The following is a 21546-nucleotide window of genomic DNA, read 5'->3' as shown; positions in this document are numbered from 1 at the left end:
AAGTAATCAGGAAAATTGTTAGAGAATTTCGAGAGTAAGCCTTTCGGAATCAAACCTTCTATGAGCGATTATAGAAGATCTTCTTTTATTCGATCTATAAGTTCGTCGTTGCTTTCAAACATTACAAATTCCCCATCTCTTACATATGAAATTTGGCCGGTTTCTTCACTTACTACCAGGGCAAGCGCATCGGTTTTTTCTGTAATTCCAACAGCTGCGCGGTGGCGTAATCCAAATCTAAGCGGAATAGACCTGTCATTAGAAACCGGTAGAATTACCCGGGTTGCGGTAATCTTATTATCTTCTATTACCATCGCACCATCATGAAGTGGTGAGTTCTTGTAGAAAATAGATTCTATAATAGGTTGGTTGAGTTCAATATTCATATCGTCTCCAGAATTTTTTACAAAATCCAGGTTCGTGTTTTTCTGAATAATAATTAACGCACCGGTATAACTTTGGCCCATGGCTTCACAAGCCGAAATAATGTCTTCTACATTGGTGCTGGTTTCCAGGTCACCTTTTAAAAACCTAAGCTGGGTAAAAAATTTTCCCTTTTGCGTGAAATTTGTTGACCCAATCATTAAGAGAAATTTTCTTATTTCCTGTTGAAAAACTACAATTAGAGCAAACATTCCTACTCCTATAAATTCACCCAGAACGCTGCTAAGAAGCTCCATTTGGAGTAATTCGGTAAGGCTACCCATCAGGTAAATAATCACGATTCCTATAAAGATATTTACCGCAACTGTTCCTTTTACTAATTTATATAGATAATACAGTAGGAATGCGACAAATACAATATCCAGCACATCGAGAAAGCGAAGATTGATTATATCCAAATTAGTGGGGTTTTTTGTAAAAATAGAAAATATGCGGCTACTTATTAAGTTCTGCAAATAATTTAGTGCATTCTACCGCTTCTTTCACATCATGAACTCTCAAAATAGAGGCGCCTTTAGTTAAGGCTATAGTATTTAAGAAAGTCGTTCCGTTTAAAGCTTCTGCTGCCGATGTTTTTAAAGTTTTATAGATCAGTGATTTTCTTGAAAGTCCGGCCAATAAAGGCAATTCCAAAGTTTTAAAGAGCTGCATTTTTGAAAGCAATTCAAAATTCTGATCAATATTCTTAGCAAAACCAAAGCCCGGATCTACAATAAGGTCATTTATTCCTAAAGCTCTTGCTGCATTTATCTTTTCTGAAAAATAGAATAAAATATCCTGTAAAAGATCATCATATTGGTTGAGACCTTTCATAGTTTGTGGTGTGCCGCGCATATGCATCATAATATAAGGCACTTGGTGGTTCGCCACGGTTTTCATCATTTCAGGGTCTAAACTGCCGGCCGAAATATCGTTAATTATTGCTGCGCCAGCTTCAATACTTTTTTTGGCTACGTTTGCGCGAAAGGTATCTATAGAAATTAATGTGTCGGGAAATTGTTTTAGAATATTTTCTATTGCGGGAAGTACGCGTTTCAACTCTTCGGTTTCCTCAACTTTGGGTGCTCCCGGCGGAGTGCTGTAACCGCCAACATCAATAAAATCGACGCCATCTTTCAGCATTTTTTCTACCTGCTTAAGAATGTCTTTTTCTGAAGTTTTTCGGCTTTCAGCATAAAAAGAATTGGGAGTGGTATTAATTATCCCCATCACTTTAGGGCTATTAAGATCTATAAGTTTGCCTTTGCAATTTATGGTCATTTTAGCGGTATTTTAATTGAATATTCAAAAGTCAAAAACATCGATTTTCAGAAATTATAAAATGCGGTTTTAGTATCTGAAATATTTGCACGAAATTTACGCAAATTAGATCTCTTTTATGCAGAATACCTCAAAACAGTATGACGCGGTGGTGGCTACCTGCCGCAGCCTGTTTATTAACAAGATGAAAGATTACGGAAGTGCCTGGAGAATTCTTAGGCTTCCGTCACTTACCGATCAAATTTTTATAAAAGCCCAGCGCATAAGAAAACTTCAGGAAAATGGAGTGAGAAAGGTAGATGAGGACGAGAAATCTGAATTTATAGGAATTATCAATTACTCGATCATGGCTTTAATTCAGTTAAAGAAAGGCGTTGTTGACCAGCCCGATCTTGGGGTGGAAGAAGCTGCAGAGCTTTATGATGAAAACATTGCAGAAACCAAAGCCTTAATGATGAATAAAAATCACGATTATGGCGAGGCCTGGCGAGATATGCGGGTAAGTTCTTTGACCGATCTTATAATTCAAAAATTATTACGCGTTAAGCAAATTGAAGATAATAAAGGGCAAACCTTAGTGAGCGAAGGGATTGATGCGAATTACCAGGATATGATAAATTATTCCATTTTCGCAATGATTCTAATGAGTGAAGAAGAAGCATAACTTTTCAAAAAACAAAAGCATTTTATAATTATAGGAGCATGAAATTATTAGTAGGAATTTCCAGGATACTGGTTGGAGTATTATTTATTTTTTCAGGATTTATAAAACTCAACGATCCACTGGGATTTTCTTATAAACTACAGGAATATTTTAGTCCGGAGGTTTTAGGGCTTGATGTTCTGATTCCATTTTCACTGGTAATCGCTATAGTTTTAGTGGTGTTTGAACTGGTGGTGGGAATTATGCTTCTAATTGGTTACCTGCCTAAATTCACGGTTTGGAGCTTACTTTTAATGATCGTTTTCTTCACGTTTCTTACCTTTTATTCGGCTTATTTCAACAAGGTTACAGATTGCGGATGCTTTGGTGATGCGATTCCGTTAACGCCCTGGCAGTCGTTTATTAAGGACGTTATTCTGCTAATTTTTATATTGATACTCTTTTTCAACCGAAAATTGATCACTCCCGTTTTTAATCCTATTTCACATCGTTGGATCATCTTTTTATCCTTTATGCTTTGTTTTTGGTTTTGCTACCACGTATTGATGCATTTGCCGGTTTTTGATTTTAGGGCTTATAAAATTGGAAATAATATTGAAGAATTAATGCAGGTGCCTGAAGACGATCAAAAAGCAGTCTATGAATATGAGTGGACTTTTAACCAAAACGGCGAAGAAGTAAAAGTAACTACAGATGGTACTTATCCTAACCAGGAAGGTGAATTTGTTGGTGTGGAAACTACCATGATCGAGGAAGGTTATGTACCGCCAATTCAGGATTTTCAGATAGAAGTGGATGGCGAGAATATTACCGATGAAATTCTTAATGCCGAAAAGCTTTTTATGGTCGTAGCTTACGATTTACCGCATACTGAACAGGAAGGTTTTAAAGCCATACAGGAACTTGCCCGTCAAGCAAAAGAAAAGGGTTATGATGTGGTTGGTCTTACAGCTTCAAATGATAAAGACCAGCAGAAAATACTTGAAAAATTCAACTTGGATTTCAAGTTTTACCTGGTAGATAAAAAGACCTTACAAACAATAGTGAGATCTAATCCGGGACTTCTGGTCTTAAAAAATGCCACAATTACCCAGAAAAAGCATTGGTTTGATGCAAGTGATATAAAATTGTAAATCATTCTTAAGATTTTTTAAAATATTGGTAAAAAGCCAATCTTCAGTAGGCTTGGGCGCAGCTATGTTTATTCTTATCGATATATTTGTAGGAGAGCGGATTTTTTTCCGCGGAAATAATTAAAATCAACTAAGAAATTATGAGAAAAAAGATAGTAGCCGGAAACTGGAAAATGAACAACGATCTTGCTGAAACGCAGGAGTTGCTTTCACATTTAAAAATGCAATTGGTAAAAGAGCCTGAAGCCGAAGTTATGGTGGCGCCGGCTTTTACTAATCTATACTCAGCTTTTCAAGGTTTAAAAGATACTCCTGTACAGGTGGTGGCGCAAAATATGCATCAGGCAGAGAATGGAGCTTATACTGGAGAAGTTTCAGCAAAAATGCTTAAAAGTATAGGTGTAGATACGGTTATTCTAGGACATAGTGAACGTCGTGCTCATTTTGGAGAAACCAACGAGATTCTTGCCGAAAAAGTAAATTCAGCGCTAAAAAGCGAGATGAAAATTATTTTCTGCTTTGGAGAAGAACTAGCCGATAGAAAAAGTGATAAGCATTTTGACCTTGTTGCGAAACAACTGGAGGAGAGTTTGTATCAAATTTCAGAAGCTGACTGGAAAAATGTGATCTTAGCATACGAGCCGGTTTGGGCAATTGGAACCGGGGAAACTGCCTCGCCAGAGCAAGCGCAGGAAATGCACGCTTTTATTAGAAGGAATATTTCAGAAAAATTTAATGATGAAATTGCACAAAATGTTTCTATCCTTTATGGAGGAAGTGTAAAGCCAGCGAACGCTAAAGAGATCTTTGCTAAAGAAGATGTAGACGGCGGCCTTATTGGTGGAGCCAGTCTTAAAGCGGTAGATTTTGTTGAAATTATAAATGCCTTTTAATTATGTCTTCAAACTATCTCGAATTCAAATTTAAAATAGAACCGCTGCAGCCTGCCTCGGAAATTCTTGTAGCAGAGCTGGGCTATTTAGGGTTTGAGAGTTTTGTGGAAGAAGAAGATGGCATTACAGCCTATATCCCTGCCGAGGAATACGAAGATGATCTCCTGGCAGGGGTTCATATTTTACAATCAGAAGATTTTGAAATCACCTATTCCAAAGGAGAAATAGAGCAGGTGAATTGGAATGAAGAATGGGAAAAGAATTTCAGTCCCATTATGGTAGACGATATTTGCAGTGTGCGAGCGCCATTTCATCCCGAGCCCGATGTAGAATATGATATCGTAATCGAACCAAAAATGTCCTTTGGTACCGGGCATCACGCCACCACTCACATGATGATTCAGCATATTTTGAAAAATGACTGGAACGATAAAGCTGTACTTGATATGGGTTGCGGCACCGGTGTTTTAGCCATCCTGGCAAGTTTAAAAGGGGCGAAGTTTGTTGACGCCATTGATATTGATAATTGGTGTTACCAAAATACCTTGGAAAATGTAGGCAGAAATGATTGCGATAATATTAATGTAGAAGAGGGTGGAGCCGAATTATTGCAGGATAAAAAGTATGATATGATTCTTGCTAATATTAACAGGAACATTTTGCTTAGAGATCTCCCTATTTATTTAGACTGTCTTAATAAGGGCGGAGATCTTTTTTTAAGCGGATTTTATGAGGAAGATATTCCGGTAATTAAAGAAGCCTGTACAAAACTTGGCCTAACTTATATAGAGCACTTTGAAAGAAGTAATTGGGTGGCTGTAAAGTTTTCAGCATAAGCATTTTATAGATAATTTGTATCTTTGAGGTTTTAAAATTGTAAATGAAGATGAGTACTAAAGAAGAAGTATTAGAAGAGGTGAAGACCACCACGCAGAAGGAGAATGAGATCGTACTTTATAATGACGATTACAATACGTTTGATCACGTAATAGAAACTTTAATCTATGCCTGCGAGCATACTTCTGTGCAGGCAGAACAATGTGCTATTCTGGTGCATTATAAAGGAAAGTGCACGGTTAAAACCGGTTCTTTTGATGAATTAAAGCCCAGATGTTCAAAATTATTAGAAGAAGGATTAAGTGCAGAGATAGTTTAAGCACGATAAGAAAAATATTACATTTATATTAAATATTTAATTTTTTAATTAAGGTATTGTTAATGGTATTCATAATATAATTAAGTTTAAGTAGTAAATCAGTTCAGATTAAACTTAAACTATAAATTATGAAATTTAAAAAACTATTACTAGCTATTTTTACTGTAAGTCTTGTGAGTGTTTCCTGTCAACAAGAGGATGTAGAAACCACCACTCCAGACGCAGAGGCAGAAGCCATAAGTCAGGATAAAGTTTCCAAAGCAGTTCTTGCTAAATTAGAAGCTCTAAATCTTAATACCGAGAACGTAGAAATTTCTGAATTTTTACTTCCTGATGGTACCAAAAAGCAAACTTTTATTATTGAGGGAGATATCGCTATTGATGCTGAGCAACTTGATGCAATGCAACCCGGAAATATTACAAGTAAGCAGTATAGAACCTATAACTTGGTAAGCGCACCTAGAACTATTAATATTGTTGGGTGGACAGGCACAGGCTTTGGACAGAATCTTACACAGAAGCAAAGAGATGCTTTGCAAGCTGCCGTAGATAACTATAACGAATTAAATATAGGACTTACTTTTACCCTGGAATTTAGTACTAATCAAGCTGCAGCTGATATCTTAGTATTCCAAAATCCGAATGGTAACGCAGGAGGGGTGGCAGGATTTCCATCTCGAGGTAATCCTTACGGATTTGTTCAAATCTTTTCAGGGATGGAACAGTTTAGCCTCGGAACCAATACTCACGTAATGGCTCACGAAATTGGGCATACTTTAGGACTGCGCCATACCGATTGGTTTACCAGACAAAGCTGTGGAAGACCAAGTTTTGGTGAGCTAGCTAATCCTAGTGGGGCAGTACACATTCCTGGTACACCCTTTAGATTAGATCCAGATTCTATTATGCTTTCTTGTTTCAGCGCTAATGAAGATGGTGAATTTGGTGAAAATGATGTAGTAGCTCTGGATTACCTTTATTAACAACTAATAATTTCTGAACTGATGGAGGACCTCTGATAAAGAGGTCTTTTTTTATATAAAAAAGTGTAATTATTTTTCAAATTATAAAAATAGTAATATATTTGCAGCCGCTTAACCGCTTAGGAAAAGCAATGAATTAATGGCCTTGTGGCGCAACTGAATAGCGCACCTGATTACGGCTCAGGAGGTTCCAGGTTTGAATCCTGGCAAGGTCACTTTTAGAGAATTCAAATGATATCAAAACCCTGTAAATTCTATGATTTACAGGGTTTTATGTTTTTTAGAGCTTTTGTTAGAATGACTTTTATTATATTTATTATCTAACAAATCGTCAACATAAAAAATTACCCAGTCAACATGTTGACAGTTTGATTACCAGTAGCTTAAATTTTTTGTGGATTTTACTTTCGTCTTTTAACTGAATATTAATTTAAAGACGATACCTATGCGTACTTCTAAAACATTTTCCATCTTATTCTGGGTGTATGCTTCCAGAGTGAAAAACAATCAAGCAAATCTCTACGTTCGAATTTCTCTAGATAGCCGTAGAGTAAACATTAGTTTAAAATCTAAAGTTCCATTCGATCTTTGGGATCCTTCGACACAACGTGTCGATGGTAATTCTAAACAAGCTAGGGAGGCTAATAACCTCATTTCGGAGACCAGAACAAAGATTTTCCAGCATTACCAGGACTTAAGGTTTCAGAATAAAAAAGTAACCGCAGACCTTCTTAAATCAAATTTTTTAGGGGAAGGGCCTAGAGATAAAACCTTGTTAGATATTTTAGAGTATCACAAGCAAAAGATTGAGAAAACGCTTACCAAAGGAACCATCCGTAATTTCGGTGTTACAGAGAAATATGTAAGTAAATTCTTAAACGAAGAACTTAAGACGACCACTATTTATCTAAACGAACTTAATTATAAGTTTATCAATGACTTTGCGAATTTCCTTTTTAACTACTGGCCAAAGGGCCATGTGAATGCCATGAGTCATAACACGGTAATGAAGCATTTACAGAGACTTCGTAAAATAGTAACTCTTGCTTTTCATTTGGAATGGGTTGAAAAGGATCCGTTTATACGCTGGAAACCTACTTTTCAAAAAAAGGAACGAGACTTTTTAAATCTTAGTGAGTTAATACAAATCGAGGATTTTAATTTTCATAATGACCGTTTGGATAGGGTGAGGGATTTATTTGTTTTTAGCTGTTATACAGGAATTAGTTTTACAGATATGAATGATTTAACCAAGGACCATGTTAGGAATGGTCTGGACGGCCAGAAGTGGCTTTTCACTTCAAGAAATAAGACTAAAGCCAAAGTTAAGATACCTTTACTGGATAAAGCTCTAGAGATACTCGAAAAGTATGAGGATCATCCAATGACAGAAATAAGCCAAAGTCTTTTGCCAGTTATAACCAATGTTAAGGTTAATCTTTATTTAAAAGAAGTCGCTGATCTCTGTGATATCAAGAAGAATTTAACCTTCCATATGGCCAGACATACTTTTGCTACTACTGTTACGCTTTCCAATGGAGTACCTATAGAAACTGTCTCTAAGCTTTTGGGGCATACGAAAATAGCAACAACCCAAATATATGCGCGAGTCCTTGAAGATAAATTAAGTCAGGATATGTCTGAACTTAGTCGGAAGCTTAGAAATTGGAAGCCTAATATTTAATTAGAGATTAAATAAAATCTGATAGTAGGCATTTGACCAATTCTGTTCTTAAGGCTTTTCCTACATCGAAAATTGGGATAATGAAAGTGGTGGTGTTCTTAAAATCCTCGGAATAGATATTATTTTAAGTGACTAGTTCAAGGTCAAGTGTTTAAAGCCTTGTTAATCGATTTATTTTCAAGGCTTTTTTGTTTTTGATGTCTTTGTCTATCCGTTTTTTAATTCCTTTAAAATGCTATAAATCAGAATATATGAAAAAACTATTTCTCGATGATATCCGTACACCAGGAATGGTAAATGACACCACTCTTACTGTGAATTAAATGAATAACATACCGTAATTCGCGATTCGCGAATCGCGAATTGAGAAATAATTGCTATTTTTGGTAATAATTAAATAGCAGGGCCATGAAGAAACATAGCGGAATGAGACCGCACGATATAGTGATACTTCTTAAAATAGCAGCAAAGCAGGATAGAAGTTGGTATATGAAAGATCTCTCATATGAGCTTGGTATAAGTGGAAGTGAAATTAGTGAAAGTATTAATAGATCGGTAATTGCGGGCTTAATTTTTCCGGACAAAAAACGATTAATGAAAACGGCTATTCTGGATTTTCTTCAATATGGATTACCACATGTTTATCCTCAACAACCTGGGGCATTGGTACGAGGAGTAGCAACGGCACATTCGGCACCACCATTAAATGAAGTTATTGAAAGTCAGGAGGCTTATGTATGGCCATATGGTAAAGGTGACTTAAGAGGGCAATCAATTGAGCCATTACACCCTAACGTTCCCGAAGCTTGTTTAAAAGACAAGAAGTTTTATGAGCTAATGTCTCTTTGCGATGTACTAAGAGTTGGAAGAGCCCGTGAAAAAAATCTCGCTATTGTAGAATTGGAAAACGGTCTATGCTAAAAAATACTATAATAAATCGCAAAGCCACCAGTAAGGTTGCAGTCGCGCTAGGAGAACTGAATAAAGATGTAGTTTATGTAGGTGGTGCCATGGTAAGTCTATATATAGACGATACGGCAGCTGAGGATGTAAGGCCAACAAAAGACATTGATATTACTTTAGAGATTGCAAATGTTGGAGAGCTCGAAAAACTACGTGTGGCACTTGAAAATAAAGGTTTTGTACAATCTGCAGAGGACGACGTTATTTGTAGATTCAGGTTAAAAGAAATTAAAGTGGACGTAATGTCTACTACCGAGGTGGGGTGGGCTCCGGCAAATCCCTGGTTTGAATCGGGATTTGAAAACTCAATAACTATAGAAGTCGAAAAGGTGCCAATCAGGATTCTTACATTGCCTTATTTTTTAGCAACTAAGTTTGCAGCTTTTGAAGGTCGAGGAGGAAATGATCCTCGAATGAGTCATGATTTTGAAGATATTGTTTATCTCCTAAACTACACTTCTAATTTTAAAAAACAAATTTCGGCTTCCGATCCGGAGGTTCAAGAGTACTTGAAGGAACAGTTTGCTGCTATACAGGAAAAGGCAAATATGCAGGAAGCAATCATCGCAAACCTATATCATGAAGATCAACAAATTCGCTTCGATCGAATTATGGAAGAAATAAAAGAACTAACCAATGGCATTTAACGAGTTTAATAGCGTAGAATATTATATAGTCCATCAACTAAGTGGTGTGAATCTGAATAAAGACGAGGCTGCAGGTTCCGGTAGTAATTGGGGAAGCTAAAACGCCAATAAGACCTTCTATAAGTTGGTTAGATGGCGCTCATGAAGTTCATAATTTTATGAAAAAGCAGTACCTCAATTATTTGTTCCAAACATTTTGTCCTTTGACAGTGAGGGTAAAGAACTCTATTCCGGTGCAGTGAGAATGTTGTCTAAATCGATTTGATCTAAGATAACGCTGTATTGCTAAGGGTATCTTTGCAATTTTTGACTGAAATTCTAATAGTAAATTTTCCATAATTGCTTTCTGTAAAAAGCAATTATACTTGTTTTGTGCTTTCTTTAAGAAAGCAATTTGTTGTTTTTTACTTTTTGATTGAAGCAAGATTACCTACAAACATAAATATCAGCGTTGGGAAATTCTTTACATGCTTTCAGATAATTTTCAACGAATGGCACAAAGTTCTCATATAAACCCCATCCGTTACTCGAGTTGAATTGCTCAAAATATTCAGGTCTTGATTTTAGATTCTTCAATCCTTTTTCAAGTAATTTCATAATATTTTTTGCTTTGGTCGAATTAATTTCTTCAGGTCGCCATAATGCTTGATAAATGTCAGCTTTCGCTGCCATTTTATTTAAGTTGTGAGTGATATTGGACCAATACAATTCTTCTTCTTTCTCAATATACGTTTTACCTTCATCGTAACTTAAATATACTTTTCTAATTAATTGAACATCTAAACTCATAATTAATTTTAATTAGTACTGTTCACCTTTACTAGCATTATATAACTGCGCGAAAGCAGTATTGCAGTTAAAACTGTACCCAAGTTGTTTTCGTTAACTAAGTAAAATAAAAAAGAGGATAAACGTAAAAATAAATTGGATTAAATTTTGAATTTAATTCAATTTTAAATCAATAACGGCTCTCCATAGTTTTATTCTTACTAGTATACAAGTTATCCCGATAATGGGACGGTGAATTAGACTTTAGACCTTTTTTTATTTCGTCAGCTTTTAATATCCAGCTTCGTGCACAAGCATGCCAATTTGTGATTGGATTTTTACCATTTAATTTCCAAACTATGGATTCATAAAAATTATAGAATTTTTTAGCTTCCAAGGAACTTCTTTTTTCTTCTCTGAAAAACTCAATAACCTCTTGTTCATTTTTTGGACAAGTGTTTATAAAAGAGTTTATTATATGTTTACTCTTATGTTTATTAAAAGATACCAATTTTTGGACAGGTACCTGTTCAGAAACTGGATAAGTCCTGGCCATTTTTTGATCAGGGTGTGTATCAAATCTGGACATCTCCACGAGGGATCCTATTTGTGGACTAGTGGAGGGATGGTATTGAAGATATCCCCAATTTGTTAGATCCAGAAGTAATTTGTGGTAGGTCGTTCTGGAACGTATTTTGGCTAGTGCCATCACCTGTTTACTGTTAAGAATAATGGTTATAGGATAACGCTTTTGGTTCCATAATTCAAAAAAAGCCAGGTATAAGCTGCGGTGTGAGGATGAAATTTTATTGTCATCGGAAAATCTTCGAAATACCCCGTTTAGGTGACTAATGTAATTGACTTCTTTCATTATGTTGGATTTTTGCTATGGCGGAAACCATCTTCTTCCAAGTTAGAAATATCTTCCTTTTTCTCTCGGAAGATTTTCTTTTCCCGGATGAGTGGTTTCTTTGGAGGTGGTGCTTCGCTTTGGAAAAGGGAGGCGATCATCGCCGCTGTAGGTTTGGTTTGGGTTTTTTCCATATCACGCATAATGGCAATAACCGCATTGATACGTTTCTTAAAAGAAGCTTCAATAGTCCTCCCGGTCGGGCCCAATCTTTCGTGGGGAGAAATCTCATTATAGAAGAAAAAGTCGAGCATTGTTTCCAGAGCTTCGGTGTGTGATTTGAAGTGTGTTCTTGAAAATTCCTGAAAACGTTTTGCTGTTTCTTTTTTGAACCTGATGCCGATAAATGAGTCCATAATTCGCCGATTTGTCGCAAATTCTTCCCTAAAAATGGGCCCTGGCTGGGCATTTGTCGCAAATTGCTTAAAATCAGGAATTTAAATTAATTTTAAACAACTGATTTACAGTTGATTAAAAATGAAAAGGAGTGCTTAACATCGCGTAGCGTGTTACCCTCTTGCTATTCGATTTCGTCCCGCAGGCGGGACAAAATTTTTCATACATGTTGGTTTGCACCAACTGCTTTTTAAAAAAGGAATCAAGAAAAATCCTATTCCTTTTCGAAGCATTTTATTATTTAGCGAAAGTCAAAACCGAAGAATTCCTGTCTTGATATTAATCAGAAAATCAACACTTTAAAATACTATTTCCGGGTTGTTTTTGAAAATGAAATTTTCGTTTGATTTGATGTATTTTGATTTAATTTGAGGTAAAAATTCCGATTTGCTTCAATTCAAGAATTTTCAAAACGCAGATTTTTGAATACGTAGATTAAAAACCATTCAAAAATTTCCACTGTTGACTTCAATAAAATCTTATCTAATTTTGGATTACATCACCCATTTATTGAATTGACATTTTAAATAGATTTACTTATTATATCCCGAGCATTTTCCTTTTTTTGAATTTTAATAACAGACTCGATCAAAGCTTTTTAAGGTTTTCAGCTGAGTCTATCGCTTCCTTGTAGATTTACTTCCTATAGTGCCTTCCCATTACCTTTTTTCGATGCGTTTATTTTACAACATCCTGGCGTGGTAAAGCGTATAAAAAGAGTAGGCAAAGCCGAATCGGCTTTATGCCGCTGTCCAGGAAAGGATGTTGTTTTTTGCATCTTAAAAAGGGGAGGGGCGTAAGGATGATTTTGAATATGGAACAGGAAACACCACTATTTTGTTGGGAAAGAAAAACTATGATTTGGACCTCAACCGGGCGGACTTCATCGAAAAATTTCGAATGGAATGGAGCGATCCGATCTTTCATCGGGTTAGCGTAATGGAAGTCGCAATTTATTCGATGGTGTCCAAGACCTTAATAGAGAAGCGCTTTTCCCGGAATGAAGCTTTTGCGAAATGCAGGGGAATGGGCTGAACGGGTATGGAAATATATTGCTGAATGTTATCATGCGAATACAATGATAATTTTCAGTTATCTAAATTTTATTTAAAGTTAAGCGAACACCTACCATGTATCAAATTAATTTCATACAAAATAATAGGGCACAAAGTTGTATATGCTAAGTGCATTTAGTGAGTGTGATTTTCGACCTCACCTTACGGGTTTACAAGCCCCCTCGTAATTTAAATTTTCAATCTGTTATAAGTTCAATACCGCTTTTCTCGGCCTTGTATTTTATTTTGGTCATTAATTCGTAATAGCTCCAGTTTCTCAGCACAAAACCTTCTTCTTTAGCAATTCCGATTTTGTCTTCCTGGTTCAGTAGAATAAGCGTACCCGCCTGGTGTTTAATACAAAAGTCAATTAATTTTCTGGTGTATACATGCAAGCGATTACTTACATAATTTCGTTCCTTCTCGCGAAACCTCTCTACTGCTTTTGTTTTTCTTTTACGCCCTTTACCTGATTTAGCATAGGTGGCACTTACCTGTGCTCTTTTTCGAGCAGCTTGTATGGCCAGTCTACGATATAGAAATTCTTCTTTAGTACCAATAGTGAATTTTGCCTTTCCGGATTTCACCACAATTGGATATTCCAGCGATAAAGAAGCTTCTGCAATTACTTCCGGTCTCAGGTTATGCTTCTCCTTTTCAATTTCAAATACGGCTAACAAATAAATTTTCCTATTTTTCAATTGAACTTTTGAAGCGCAAAGCTTGATTTCTCCCGCTATTACCCGCTCAAGTAAGCGTCGTTTATCGGTATAATCCCCTCCTAAATAGGTTTTCAAGGGAACGGAAAATAAACGAAAGCAAAATGCTTTTTTTTCTTCATTAAAGGATAACCTCTGAATCCCTAGGGCATCAAAGGGAAAAGCCATATCCCTTTTAAAATTCAATAGTGAACATTTTCCCTTCCAGTAATTCTGTTTTTGATTATTGAATTTATTGAACAAAATTTTGTTCAAGCTGTTCAAAATATTGGTAGGGATTTCTCCTTTAAAGCGATCAGAAACTACACGGTAGGTTGTATTCATCCGGGAACGATTTAGGATGCCATCCTCATCTTTTTTTTCGTCTTCAAGTTTATATTTTATTCCCTCAGATAAATAAAAAAAATCTTTAATCATTTCCTGTACATATAGATGCGAAACAATTAGGTTAGCTGCTCTATAACAACGATTTTGCCATTGGTATAATTTATTCTCGGCTTCCTTTCGCTCTTTTGAGGTCGGCAAATCGACCAACAGCTGGATTTTTCGTGTTAGCTTTATCGTCTCTTTTTCCATCACTAAGCTGATTGTTGTTCGTGTTTAAGCTGCATCAGTTTATAGGCGGCCATAAATTCTTTGTGGACTTCCTTTTGGGAAAGCTTAAGTTCATTTGCAATGGCCGCGAAAGAATACTGTTTTTCCGTACGTAACTGTAAAACTTTTTCCTGCTCCTCGGTCATTTTTCCTTGTATTTTGATAGCTAAATGCGGTTTAGGTTTTGTTTCCAGGGTACTGCCCTTGTGGATGATTTTTTTAATATCATCAATAGCTCTTTTAACCTCGTTACTAGTTTGAGTGATGCCTGTACCCATTACCTGGGCAATCAATTTATACTTAAAGCCATATTTTAAACAAAGTTCTATCAGGTGCCTTCTCTGGGCGCTAAGCAATGGGAAGATGCTTTTAAAACGGTCGAAGGCGTTTTGGTCTGCATCCTGGTCTACCAGATGGTAATCCACCTCTTCTGGATCATAACCGTGCATATATTCCTGATAATTTTCGTATAAATCTAATCTCTTGGTGTTCTTGTCAAACTTATTTTTAGGCCGGCAATAGTAATAGGTACACTGCATCTTCATTACATAGCGTAAGAAAAAATAAATATGTTCGGGTCTTTCTATCGTATCCCTTTTCTCCCATAATTTTAAAAAAGTATCCTGCAGGATGGTTTCTATAACAAATTCATCTTCAATCCTTTTTTTTCCAACCCAAAAGAGACTCTTATGGTACCTGGCATAGATAAACTCCATAGCATCTGGATGTCCTTGTTGTAATAATTCAAAAATACGCTGTAACATAAAAGTTTATAAATTACAATTAGTACTTAAATACTTACTAAAAGTAAATAAATATATTTAAAAAACAAATTATAATTTATAATAAGTATATTAATCAATACCATAAATGAATTAGTTGTCATTTTAGGGTAAATAAATAACCCCATGGCAAAAGACGACCAACATAAAGACCCAACATTACTTTCCATAGGATCGATGTTTGAAACTGGCAGGATTAAGAAGATGTATACGCTTTCGGAATTATATCCAACCAAAATAGCTAAATCACTTGGTATAAATTATGGTAGATATATGGTTAAACTTAGTCACCCCGATAGATTCACGCTTGGTGAGATAGTAAGGCTTGCCAATTTGCTAAATATAGAACCTGAGATGATTACCAAAGTTATTTATTCAGAAATGGAAAAATAGTTACCTTAATTAGAATAAAGATTGTCATTAAGTAACGGTTTTCCGTAATACCCTTTTTTAAAAATTTTATATTTAGCGAAACCGGCGTTTATCCCGAGATATTTGTACTTAAAGGAGTAAATTTATCGAGATATAACGAGTAAGGTGCAAGCGATTCACAACCAAAAATCAATAATATGGGACTATTTAATTTATTTGGCAGTAAAAAAACAAATTCATCTTCAACTAATAGTGAAGGTATTAAATCGGAACTTAAAAATTTCAACACCGATTATTATTTAGAAAAATCTGAAGTAGTAGGTATTCAAGAAATGGGAGAAATAGATTTATATCATATGGAAAGTCCATTAGAAGAAAATTTCCTCAAAGCATTTGATACTGTTCTATTTAAAGTTGGAAAAGAAAATGATGAGTTTTTAAAAACAGAAACAAATAAAATTAAAATTGGATCTGTAAGTTTTTATAGAAAAGACAATTTAATTCCAGCATCCGAAATGAAATATGTGGTTAATCAAATTGCAAACCTGTGTAATGCAAAAGATGAATATTGGTCAGATGTTGATGAAATGAGAATTAATGAAGGATTTTGGAGAGGAAGAAATTTACTTTGTGATAAAAAGATTTTTATAGAATTAGATGACGAACAAGGTTTCAAATTAGATATTTTAGGTTGGAACGAATTTGTAACTAAAATCGCCAGCACCTAACAGCGAATAACTCAAATAGGCGGCACCGTTAGAAAAAAATAATTATCTTGACCAACAAACCAGGTCTAAACCGACAATGCCGCGTTCCCTATCCCGCCAACTTGCGATAGGAGGCCGTTGAACCAAATTGTTTCATAATAAATTCTAATTATGCGTAATTTCATCTTATTCCTATTTTCCATAACTATCATCATTACTAATAACCTATATTCCCAGAATAATAAAAAACTAGATTCAGAAATTGCATCATTTTTAGATACATTAAAACCAGAAACATTTTCAGGAATAATTTTAGTAGGAAAGAATGACAGTATTCTCGAAGAAAGAACATACGGATATTCCAATATTGAAAATAAGATCAAAATTGATAAAAGCACTAAGTTCCATATAGCCTCAATTACAAAATCATTTACTGCTGTTGGTATTCTTAAACTATATGAGCAGGGAAAAGTTGATTTAAATAAACCAATTGGAAATTATATAGAAAACTATCCAAACCAAAGAGTTTTAGATTCGGTTACTATACACCAGTTACTTACTCATACTGCTGGAACAAAGGCCATCTATGGAGAAGATTACCAAAAATCAAATAAGGATAGATATCGAGAACTTGAAGATTACTTACCTTTATTTGCTAATGACTCATTAAACTTTCAGCCAGGAAGTAAATACGAATACAATGGCGGGGGTTTCGTTTTATTAGGATTGATCATCCAAAACGTAACTGGAGAAAATTATTATGACTACCTACAAAAGAGTATTTTTGATCCTATAGGTATGGATCAAACAAAAGCCCTAGAAATTGATGGTGTAAATTATAATACTGCCGATGGCTATTCTATTTATTTACGTGAAGATAAGTCTTTGGCTAAAAATGATTATTTAATATCAAAAGCTTCAGGGGCATCAGGATATTACTCGACAGCTGAAGATTTATTTAAGTTCTCCAAAACTTTAAGAAATTACGGACTCCTGAATAAAGGAACTACAGAACTAATGCTAAAACCTAAAGTTAAATGTTATAATACGCATCTGGGATATGGAATTGATATCGATAAAAGATATGAAGAAACAATAATAGGACATAGCGGAGGTTGGTATGGTATAAGATGTGAATGGATGGATTTCTCAGATTCAAATTATACCGTAATCATTTTATCTAATTTCGACAACAATGGCCAGCAAGAAGTTTCTGATTTTTTCAAAACCAAGATTTCAAGAAAATTAGAGGTAAAATAACTAGGCACAGAATCGGTTCATCGCAAATAACGGGTAATTTGAAAAGTATAGAATATTTTAGACATCAAGAACAAATAAACTAAGCCGACAAGTTCGCCTCCCTACTCACGGAACTTGCCAATCTTAACCGTTATACCAAATTAATACAAAATCAACTATGAAAAATCATAAATTCTCAATTCTTATTCTATTAGTTGAGTTATAACTCAAAATTTCTATTCTCAAGAAAATCGTTTTGTCGATAAAAGAATAGATACATTTTTAAGCAATTTAACTGGAGAAGAATTTTCAGGGACAATATTGGTTGCAAAAGGAGATAGTATTATCCAGAAACGAGCTTATGGGTTAGCTAGTAAAGAACTAGATGTAAAAAATAAATTTGATACAAAGTTTAATATAGCTTCAATAACAAAAGCATTTACTGCAGTTGCAATTCTTCAACTGTATGAAGAAGGAAAAATTGATTTAGAAACACCGATAGGAGAATATTTAAAGGACTATCCGAACGAGAAAGTTAGAAATTCTGTAAACATATCTCAATTATTAACTCATACCGCCGGATTGCCCAACTTTTATGTCACTAACTTCTTAGACAAATGTAAATTTGAATTCGAAGAGGTAGAGGATTTTGTAACATTATTTGTAAACGACTCCCTACTTTCCGAACCGGGTACGGAATATAATTATGATGCAGCTGGTTATGTATTACTGGGATTAATTATTGAAGAGATTACGAGCTCTAATTATTATGATTACTTAGAAGAAAATGTATTTCAAAAAGCTAAGATGCCAAATACTTCAGCTTTTGATGTTGAAGCAATAATAAAAAATAAAGCCAATGGCTATACCTTTGCCGGAGATACAACCCAAGCCTTAAAGAATAATATTTTCTATTTATCAAAAGCTTCTCCTGGAGGTTTCCATTATTCCACTGTCGAAGATTTATTCAATTTTAATAAAGCACTTTTCAAATACGAGTTAATAGGCAAAAAAACCTTGGATTTAATGATCGAACCAAGGTTGAAAGGTTATAACACGCATTTAGGTTATGGAATAGATGTAGATCAAAGGTATGATGAAATTATTTTAGGTCATAGCGGAGGATGGTATGGAATCAGTGGGGAAATAATCTACTTACCTGAATCGGATTATACAATAACGATTTTATCAAACGTAGATTCGAGTATGGACTCAGGAAAAGCAATGGTATCTGAATTCTTTAAAGAATTGTTAGCAGGAAAAGATATAGAGAACTAAATAATTAATAGTATACAAAATAGTGTACAACAAGTCGATTATAGCAACTAGGGGGCTTAGTCAAAATTGTGATTTAGAAAACCAGGAAAGAAAATGGTTAAACCGACAAGTCCGCATTCTTACTCCAGCAACTTGCGCTAATCATAACCGTTAGTTAAAACCTAGAGAAAAAATTCTGTATTAATGAATTTTAGTAAAAAAGATCAATTAGAAATAATTGAAAATACTAAAAGTTGGATTCTTGTAGTAGCAATGTTTATCTATGGATTTGGTAAACTATTTCAATTTGTTGGAGCCACAGAAATTGATAAAGCTTTAGCCGAGTTGAATGGAATTGATGTGGGCTTTTTATGAATATTCTAAAATTTTTTGCAATAACCCTACGCTTGGCCTATTCGAAGTGTTTGGTAGAATACTTATTTTAACTAAAAGGACCAGACTTAATTATCGACTTAAGCTTAATTTACTCTAAGTTCCTTCTTTATTGATATTAATCGACCATTTTTTGAAAAGCCTTGAATATTTAGATGGTAACTATTAGCCTCTTGTTGAGGAAAACTAAAAGTAAATACCCCGTGATTGCTTAGGAGTTGAGGAATCCAAAAATTAGCATTGGATTTTGACTTAGCCTGGGATTTTTGTTGATAATCCTTCGAGTTTTTATAAGCATTAGTCACTACTATTTGTTTAAAATTTTTTTCACCTTTCTCCTTATTTGCAACTTTTTCAAATATATGGATGGATCCACCTTTATTACCTTCTACCCCTAAATGTTCATAGTATATTTCATCAATGCTACTCAAAGGCATATTAATAAGTTCACTATTGTCAAATATTTCAAAGTCGTTAAGATAAACTTTTGGTGGCGTACCATAGGGAGAATTTGATGGAGATTTAGGACCTATATGGAGACTATAACCATTTCTCCGCACTTTAAATCCCGCTTTTCTAATTAAATCGGTTACTAAAGGATTATGCTTTACTAATTCAGGAGTGACTTTAAATTTTTCATACGCCGCTCCGGTAGCTATTCGATTTTCTTCGCTCTTCCGAGCTGTTATTAATACTTCCTCTAATTCTTCGGTAGTCGTATCCTTTAGAATTTGACCAATATTTTCTGGATAACCTGTATTGGAAATACTATCTAAAGTTGGAAAAGAATCATTGGAATTCTGGGCAAATGGATTAAAGGCTATAAACAAGTCGGGTTTAATTAAAGTTTCGTCTTCTTCTAAAATGGAAACTTTAAATACTTCATCATTAAATAGAATTTCTTCAGAATTGAACTTGCCTAGGGAATCAGTCTGAACTATAAAAAAATCCATAATATTATCTTTGAAAAATATAATGTCCTTATACGCCTGAGGTTCATTATCAAGTAAAACCTCACCTTGAAATCTGATTCCGTTTTGCAGCTTGTAATTCACTTCTGGAGGATTATTCAGAATCTCACTCCATCTAAAAGTACTCCAACCTTTATTAAATAAAGTGATGTCTAATTGTCCAGGTTGTAAATTAAAATCAGGATCTTTTGGTAATTCTCTTTTGGAATAGGGTTTAAAAAGGAATGAAGAGATAATAGAATTAGACAAATCGTGCTTGGGCTCGTCTGAAGGATCGATGGATATGCTAAACTTTACAGAATCATTGACAGGAAGATTAGTAAAGCGAGCACTTACAAATATGCTATCGCTTTTCGATTCTATTTTTTCAAATTCCATTTCCGGCGTTTGGTTTAAAGGTTCATTGAAAATCATTCGTTCTGCAATCGGATTTAATTCTTTATCCATTAGCGTAATTACATTGATTCCGGGACTAAGGTTTTTCCTGGGAAATGAAATTAAAGTATTTTCCTGGCTAATACTAAATCCCTTCCAGTGAAGTGCTCCATTTTTATGCAGTGCTAAAAAATATTCATTGTCCGATATTGAGTTTTTATTGGTGGTAAGATTAATTACAACTTTATCCCTTAAAAAGTTATTTGTTCTCATAGTTATTCCTTTAGAATTTGCTGCCGGTAGTTCTTTCTTAAGAAGATCCCCGTTTTCCATACGAATCTCAAGGGTATAAGTTTGATTATCCTGATAGAACAGGGTGAATTTACCCTCACCATAATCATTAGTTAGCACAGGACTTTCTGTTTCCTTATCATTTTTATCTACAAGCCTTACTTCTTTTATCGAGTGACTTTTAGAATTAAATCCTTCTATTTTAAAACCAATTGTATTTGAGGTATTTAAAACTAAATTTTGAGCCTCGCTAGTAATTACTATACTGTCAAGATCTTTAGTCTTCTTTGACAACGATGGAGAGCCTACTACGATTTCTTGTGAAAACGGAACACTTTCCTTGAAGTTTTTCATCCAATTGGTATACGCTTTAACGAAGTAAATACCTGGAGTCAAATTCTGCATAATAGGTATATTTCCAGAAGCTATACCATTTTCTAATAAAAAAGAAAACTCGGTAATCTGCTTCCCATTCTCATCATAAAGTCCGCAATAAAGCGTTCTTTCCCACTCAAAGGGTATTCCCTGAGTTTGATCAAATAGGTAGGCTGTAAACCAAATTTTATCAGGGGAAGAAAATTTTGATTTATTTAAATGCAGATGAACCAGCGGTCTAGGTAATTCGTAATAGCGTGCGAATTGATCTTCCGGAAACTTTATGGAATCTTGAGAATAAATGGAGTAACTACTCCAAAAAAGTAAGATAAGAAATGTCAAACTTTTTACCATTGCGCGAATATTGTAATGTTTCGGATTCCTAATGAATTAATTTATACTTTAATTGTATAGCTAATTCACGTGAATTTAAAGATATTTATTTTAATTCAATAATTCCATTTATTGCTTTCACAGCTTACCAACCAGGATTGTAATATTAAAAAATAGAATTC

22 protein-coding genes and 1 tRNA gene are annotated in these 21546 nt (G+C 34.7%); 15 read left to right on the top strand and 8 right to left on the bottom strand.

Features of this window, described 5'->3' with window-relative positions; all coding sequences use genetic code 11:
- Positions 1-68: 68 nt before the first annotated feature.
- Both cdaA and folP read right to left on the bottom strand, forming a co-directional pair.
- Complete coding sequence (gene cdaA / locus APB85_RS01645; protein WP_057480415.1) at positions 69-842, bottom strand: diadenylate cyclase CdaA; 774 nt, start codon at positions 840-842, stop codon at positions 69-71.
- Positions 843-879: 37 nt separating this feature from the next.
- Positions 880-1704: a dihydropteroate synthase gene (gene folP, locus APB85_RS01640; RefSeq protein WP_057480414.1), complete on the bottom strand. Its 825-nt coding sequence runs from the start codon at positions 1702-1704 to the stop codon at positions 880-882.
- Positions 1705-1822: 118 nt separating this feature from the next.
- On the opposite strand from folP, the gene APB85_RS01635 reads away from it, so the two are divergent.
- The 10 genes from APB85_RS01635 to APB85_RS01590 all read left to right on the top strand — a co-directional run bounded on the left by APB85_RS01635 (position 1823) and on the right by APB85_RS01590 (position 9827).
- Positions 1823-2368, top strand: a complete 546-nt coding sequence (locus tag APB85_RS01635; RefSeq protein WP_057480413.1) for a DUF1599 domain-containing protein — start codon at positions 1823-1825, stop codon at positions 2366-2368.
- A 38-nt stretch (positions 2369-2406) separates the two neighbouring features.
- Positions 2407-3501: a BT_3928 family protein gene (locus tag APB85_RS01630; RefSeq protein ID WP_057480412.1), complete on the top strand. Its 1095-nt coding sequence runs from the start codon at positions 2407-2409 to the stop codon at positions 3499-3501.
- A gap of 140 nt (positions 3502-3641) precedes the next feature.
- Positions 3642-4394, top strand: a complete 753-nt coding sequence (gene tpiA, locus APB85_RS01625) for a triose-phosphate isomerase (RefSeq protein ID WP_057480411.1) — start codon at positions 3642-3644, stop codon at positions 4392-4394.
- 2 nt (positions 4395-4396) lie between these two features.
- Positions 4397-5230 (top strand): 50S ribosomal protein L11 methyltransferase, encoded by an 834-nt coding sequence (gene prmA / locus APB85_RS01620; RefSeq protein ID WP_057480410.1) that lies wholly within the window; start codon positions 4397-4399, stop codon positions 5228-5230.
- Between the two features lie 50 nt (positions 5231-5280).
- Complete coding sequence (locus APB85_RS01615; protein WP_057480409.1) at positions 5281-5550, top strand: ATP-dependent Clp protease adaptor ClpS; 270 nt, start codon at positions 5281-5283, stop codon at positions 5548-5550.
- Positions 5551-5678: 128 nt separating this feature from the next.
- The gene (locus tag APB85_RS01610; protein ID WP_057480408.1) at positions 5679-6533 is read left to right on the top strand and encodes a M57 family metalloprotease; all 855 of its coding nucleotides are present in this window, start codon (positions 5679-5681) and stop codon (positions 6531-6533) included.
- 141 nt (positions 6534-6674) lie between these two features.
- Positions 6675-6748 (top strand) — tRNA-Arg (locus APB85_RS01605).
- Positions 6749-6978: 230 nt separating this feature from the next.
- Positions 6979-8217, top strand: coding sequence for a site-specific integrase (locus APB85_RS01600; RefSeq protein WP_057480407.1), 1239 nt, complete (start codon positions 6979-6981; stop codon positions 8215-8217).
- A gap of 408 nt (positions 8218-8625) precedes the next feature.
- Positions 8626-9138, top strand: a complete 513-nt coding sequence (locus APB85_RS01595) for a hypothetical protein (RefSeq protein WP_057480406.1) — start codon at positions 8626-8628, stop codon at positions 9136-9138.
- The gene (locus APB85_RS01590; protein ID WP_057480405.1) at positions 9132-9827 is read left to right on the top strand and encodes a nucleotidyl transferase AbiEii/AbiGii toxin family protein; all 696 of its coding nucleotides are present in this window, start codon (positions 9132-9134) and stop codon (positions 9825-9827) included. Before APB85_RS01595 ends, APB85_RS01590 begins: the two co-directional genes overlap by 7 nt.
- A 426-nt stretch (positions 9828-10253) precedes the next feature.
- Here APB85_RS01590 and APB85_RS01580 read toward each other — a convergent pair whose 3' ends face one another.
- The 5 genes from APB85_RS01580 to APB85_RS01560 form a co-directional block, all read right to left on the bottom strand.
- The gene (locus APB85_RS01580) at positions 10254-10616 is read right to left on the bottom strand and encodes a hypothetical protein (protein ID WP_057480403.1); all 363 of its coding nucleotides are present in this window, start codon (positions 10614-10616) and stop codon (positions 10254-10256) included.
- Positions 10617-10785: 169 nt separating this feature from the next.
- Positions 10786-11466, bottom strand: a complete 681-nt coding sequence (locus APB85_RS01575; RefSeq protein WP_057480402.1) for a hypothetical protein — start codon at positions 11464-11466, stop codon at positions 10786-10788.
- Entirely contained in the window at positions 11466-11861 is a 396-nt protein-coding gene (locus APB85_RS01570; protein ID WP_057480401.1) for a BfmA/BtgA family mobilization protein, read from the bottom strand. The genes APB85_RS01575 and APB85_RS01570 overlap by 1 nt, the downstream gene beginning before the upstream one ends.
- 1292 nt (positions 11862-13153) lie before the next feature.
- Positions 13154-14251 (bottom strand): hypothetical protein, encoded by a 1098-nt coding sequence (locus APB85_RS01565; protein ID WP_057480400.1) that lies wholly within the window; start codon positions 14249-14251, stop codon positions 13154-13156.
- A 2-nt stretch (positions 14252-14253) separates the two neighbouring features.
- Positions 14254-15033 carry an RNA polymerase sigma factor gene (locus APB85_RS01560; protein WP_057480399.1) on the bottom strand — a complete coding sequence of 260 codons (780 nt, stop codon included), beginning with the start codon at positions 15031-15033 and terminating at the stop codon, positions 14254-14256.
- Positions 15034-15177: 144 nt separating this feature from the next.
- Here APB85_RS01560 and APB85_RS01555 point away from each other — a divergent pair, with 144 nt between their 5' ends.
- The 5 genes from APB85_RS01555 to APB85_RS17245 all read left to right on the top strand — a co-directional run bounded on the left by APB85_RS01555 (position 15178) and on the right by APB85_RS17245 (position 19001).
- On the top strand, positions 15178-15444 hold the full coding sequence (locus tag APB85_RS01555) for a hypothetical protein (RefSeq protein ID WP_057480398.1): 267 nt from the start codon (positions 15178-15180) through the stop codon (positions 15442-15444).
- 176 nt (positions 15445-15620) lie between these two features.
- Positions 15621-16151: a hypothetical protein gene (locus APB85_RS01550; RefSeq protein WP_057480397.1), complete on the top strand. Its 531-nt coding sequence runs from the start codon at positions 15621-15623 to the stop codon at positions 16149-16151.
- 150 nt (positions 16152-16301) lie between these two features.
- Positions 16302-17390 (top strand): serine hydrolase domain-containing protein, encoded by a 1089-nt coding sequence (locus APB85_RS01545; RefSeq protein WP_057480396.1) that lies wholly within the window; start codon positions 16302-16304, stop codon positions 17388-17390.
- Positions 17391-17690: 300 nt separating this feature from the next.
- Positions 17691-18647 carry a serine hydrolase domain-containing protein gene (locus APB85_RS01540; RefSeq protein WP_229792188.1) on the top strand — a complete coding sequence of 319 codons (957 nt, stop codon included), beginning with the start codon at positions 17691-17693 and terminating at the stop codon, positions 18645-18647.
- A 183-nt stretch (positions 18648-18830) separates the two neighbouring features.
- Positions 18831-19001: a hypothetical protein gene (locus tag APB85_RS17245; RefSeq protein WP_160319226.1), complete on the top strand. Its 171-nt coding sequence runs from the start codon at positions 18831-18833 to the stop codon at positions 18999-19001.
- Positions 19002-19105: 104 nt separating this feature from the next.
- Here APB85_RS17245 and APB85_RS01535 read toward each other — a convergent pair whose 3' ends face one another.
- Complete coding sequence (locus APB85_RS01535; RefSeq protein ID WP_146035370.1) at positions 19106-21373, bottom strand: hypothetical protein; 2268 nt, start codon at positions 21371-21373, stop codon at positions 19106-19108.
- Between the last annotated feature and the right edge of the window lie 173 nt (positions 21374-21546).

This window comes from Salegentibacter mishustinae (assembly GCF_002900095.1).
In the GTDB taxonomy this organism is placed as follows: domain Bacteria; phylum Bacteroidota; class Bacteroidia; order Flavobacteriales; family Flavobacteriaceae; genus Salegentibacter; species Salegentibacter mishustinae.
This window is presented reverse-complemented; position numbering and strand designations above follow the sequence as displayed.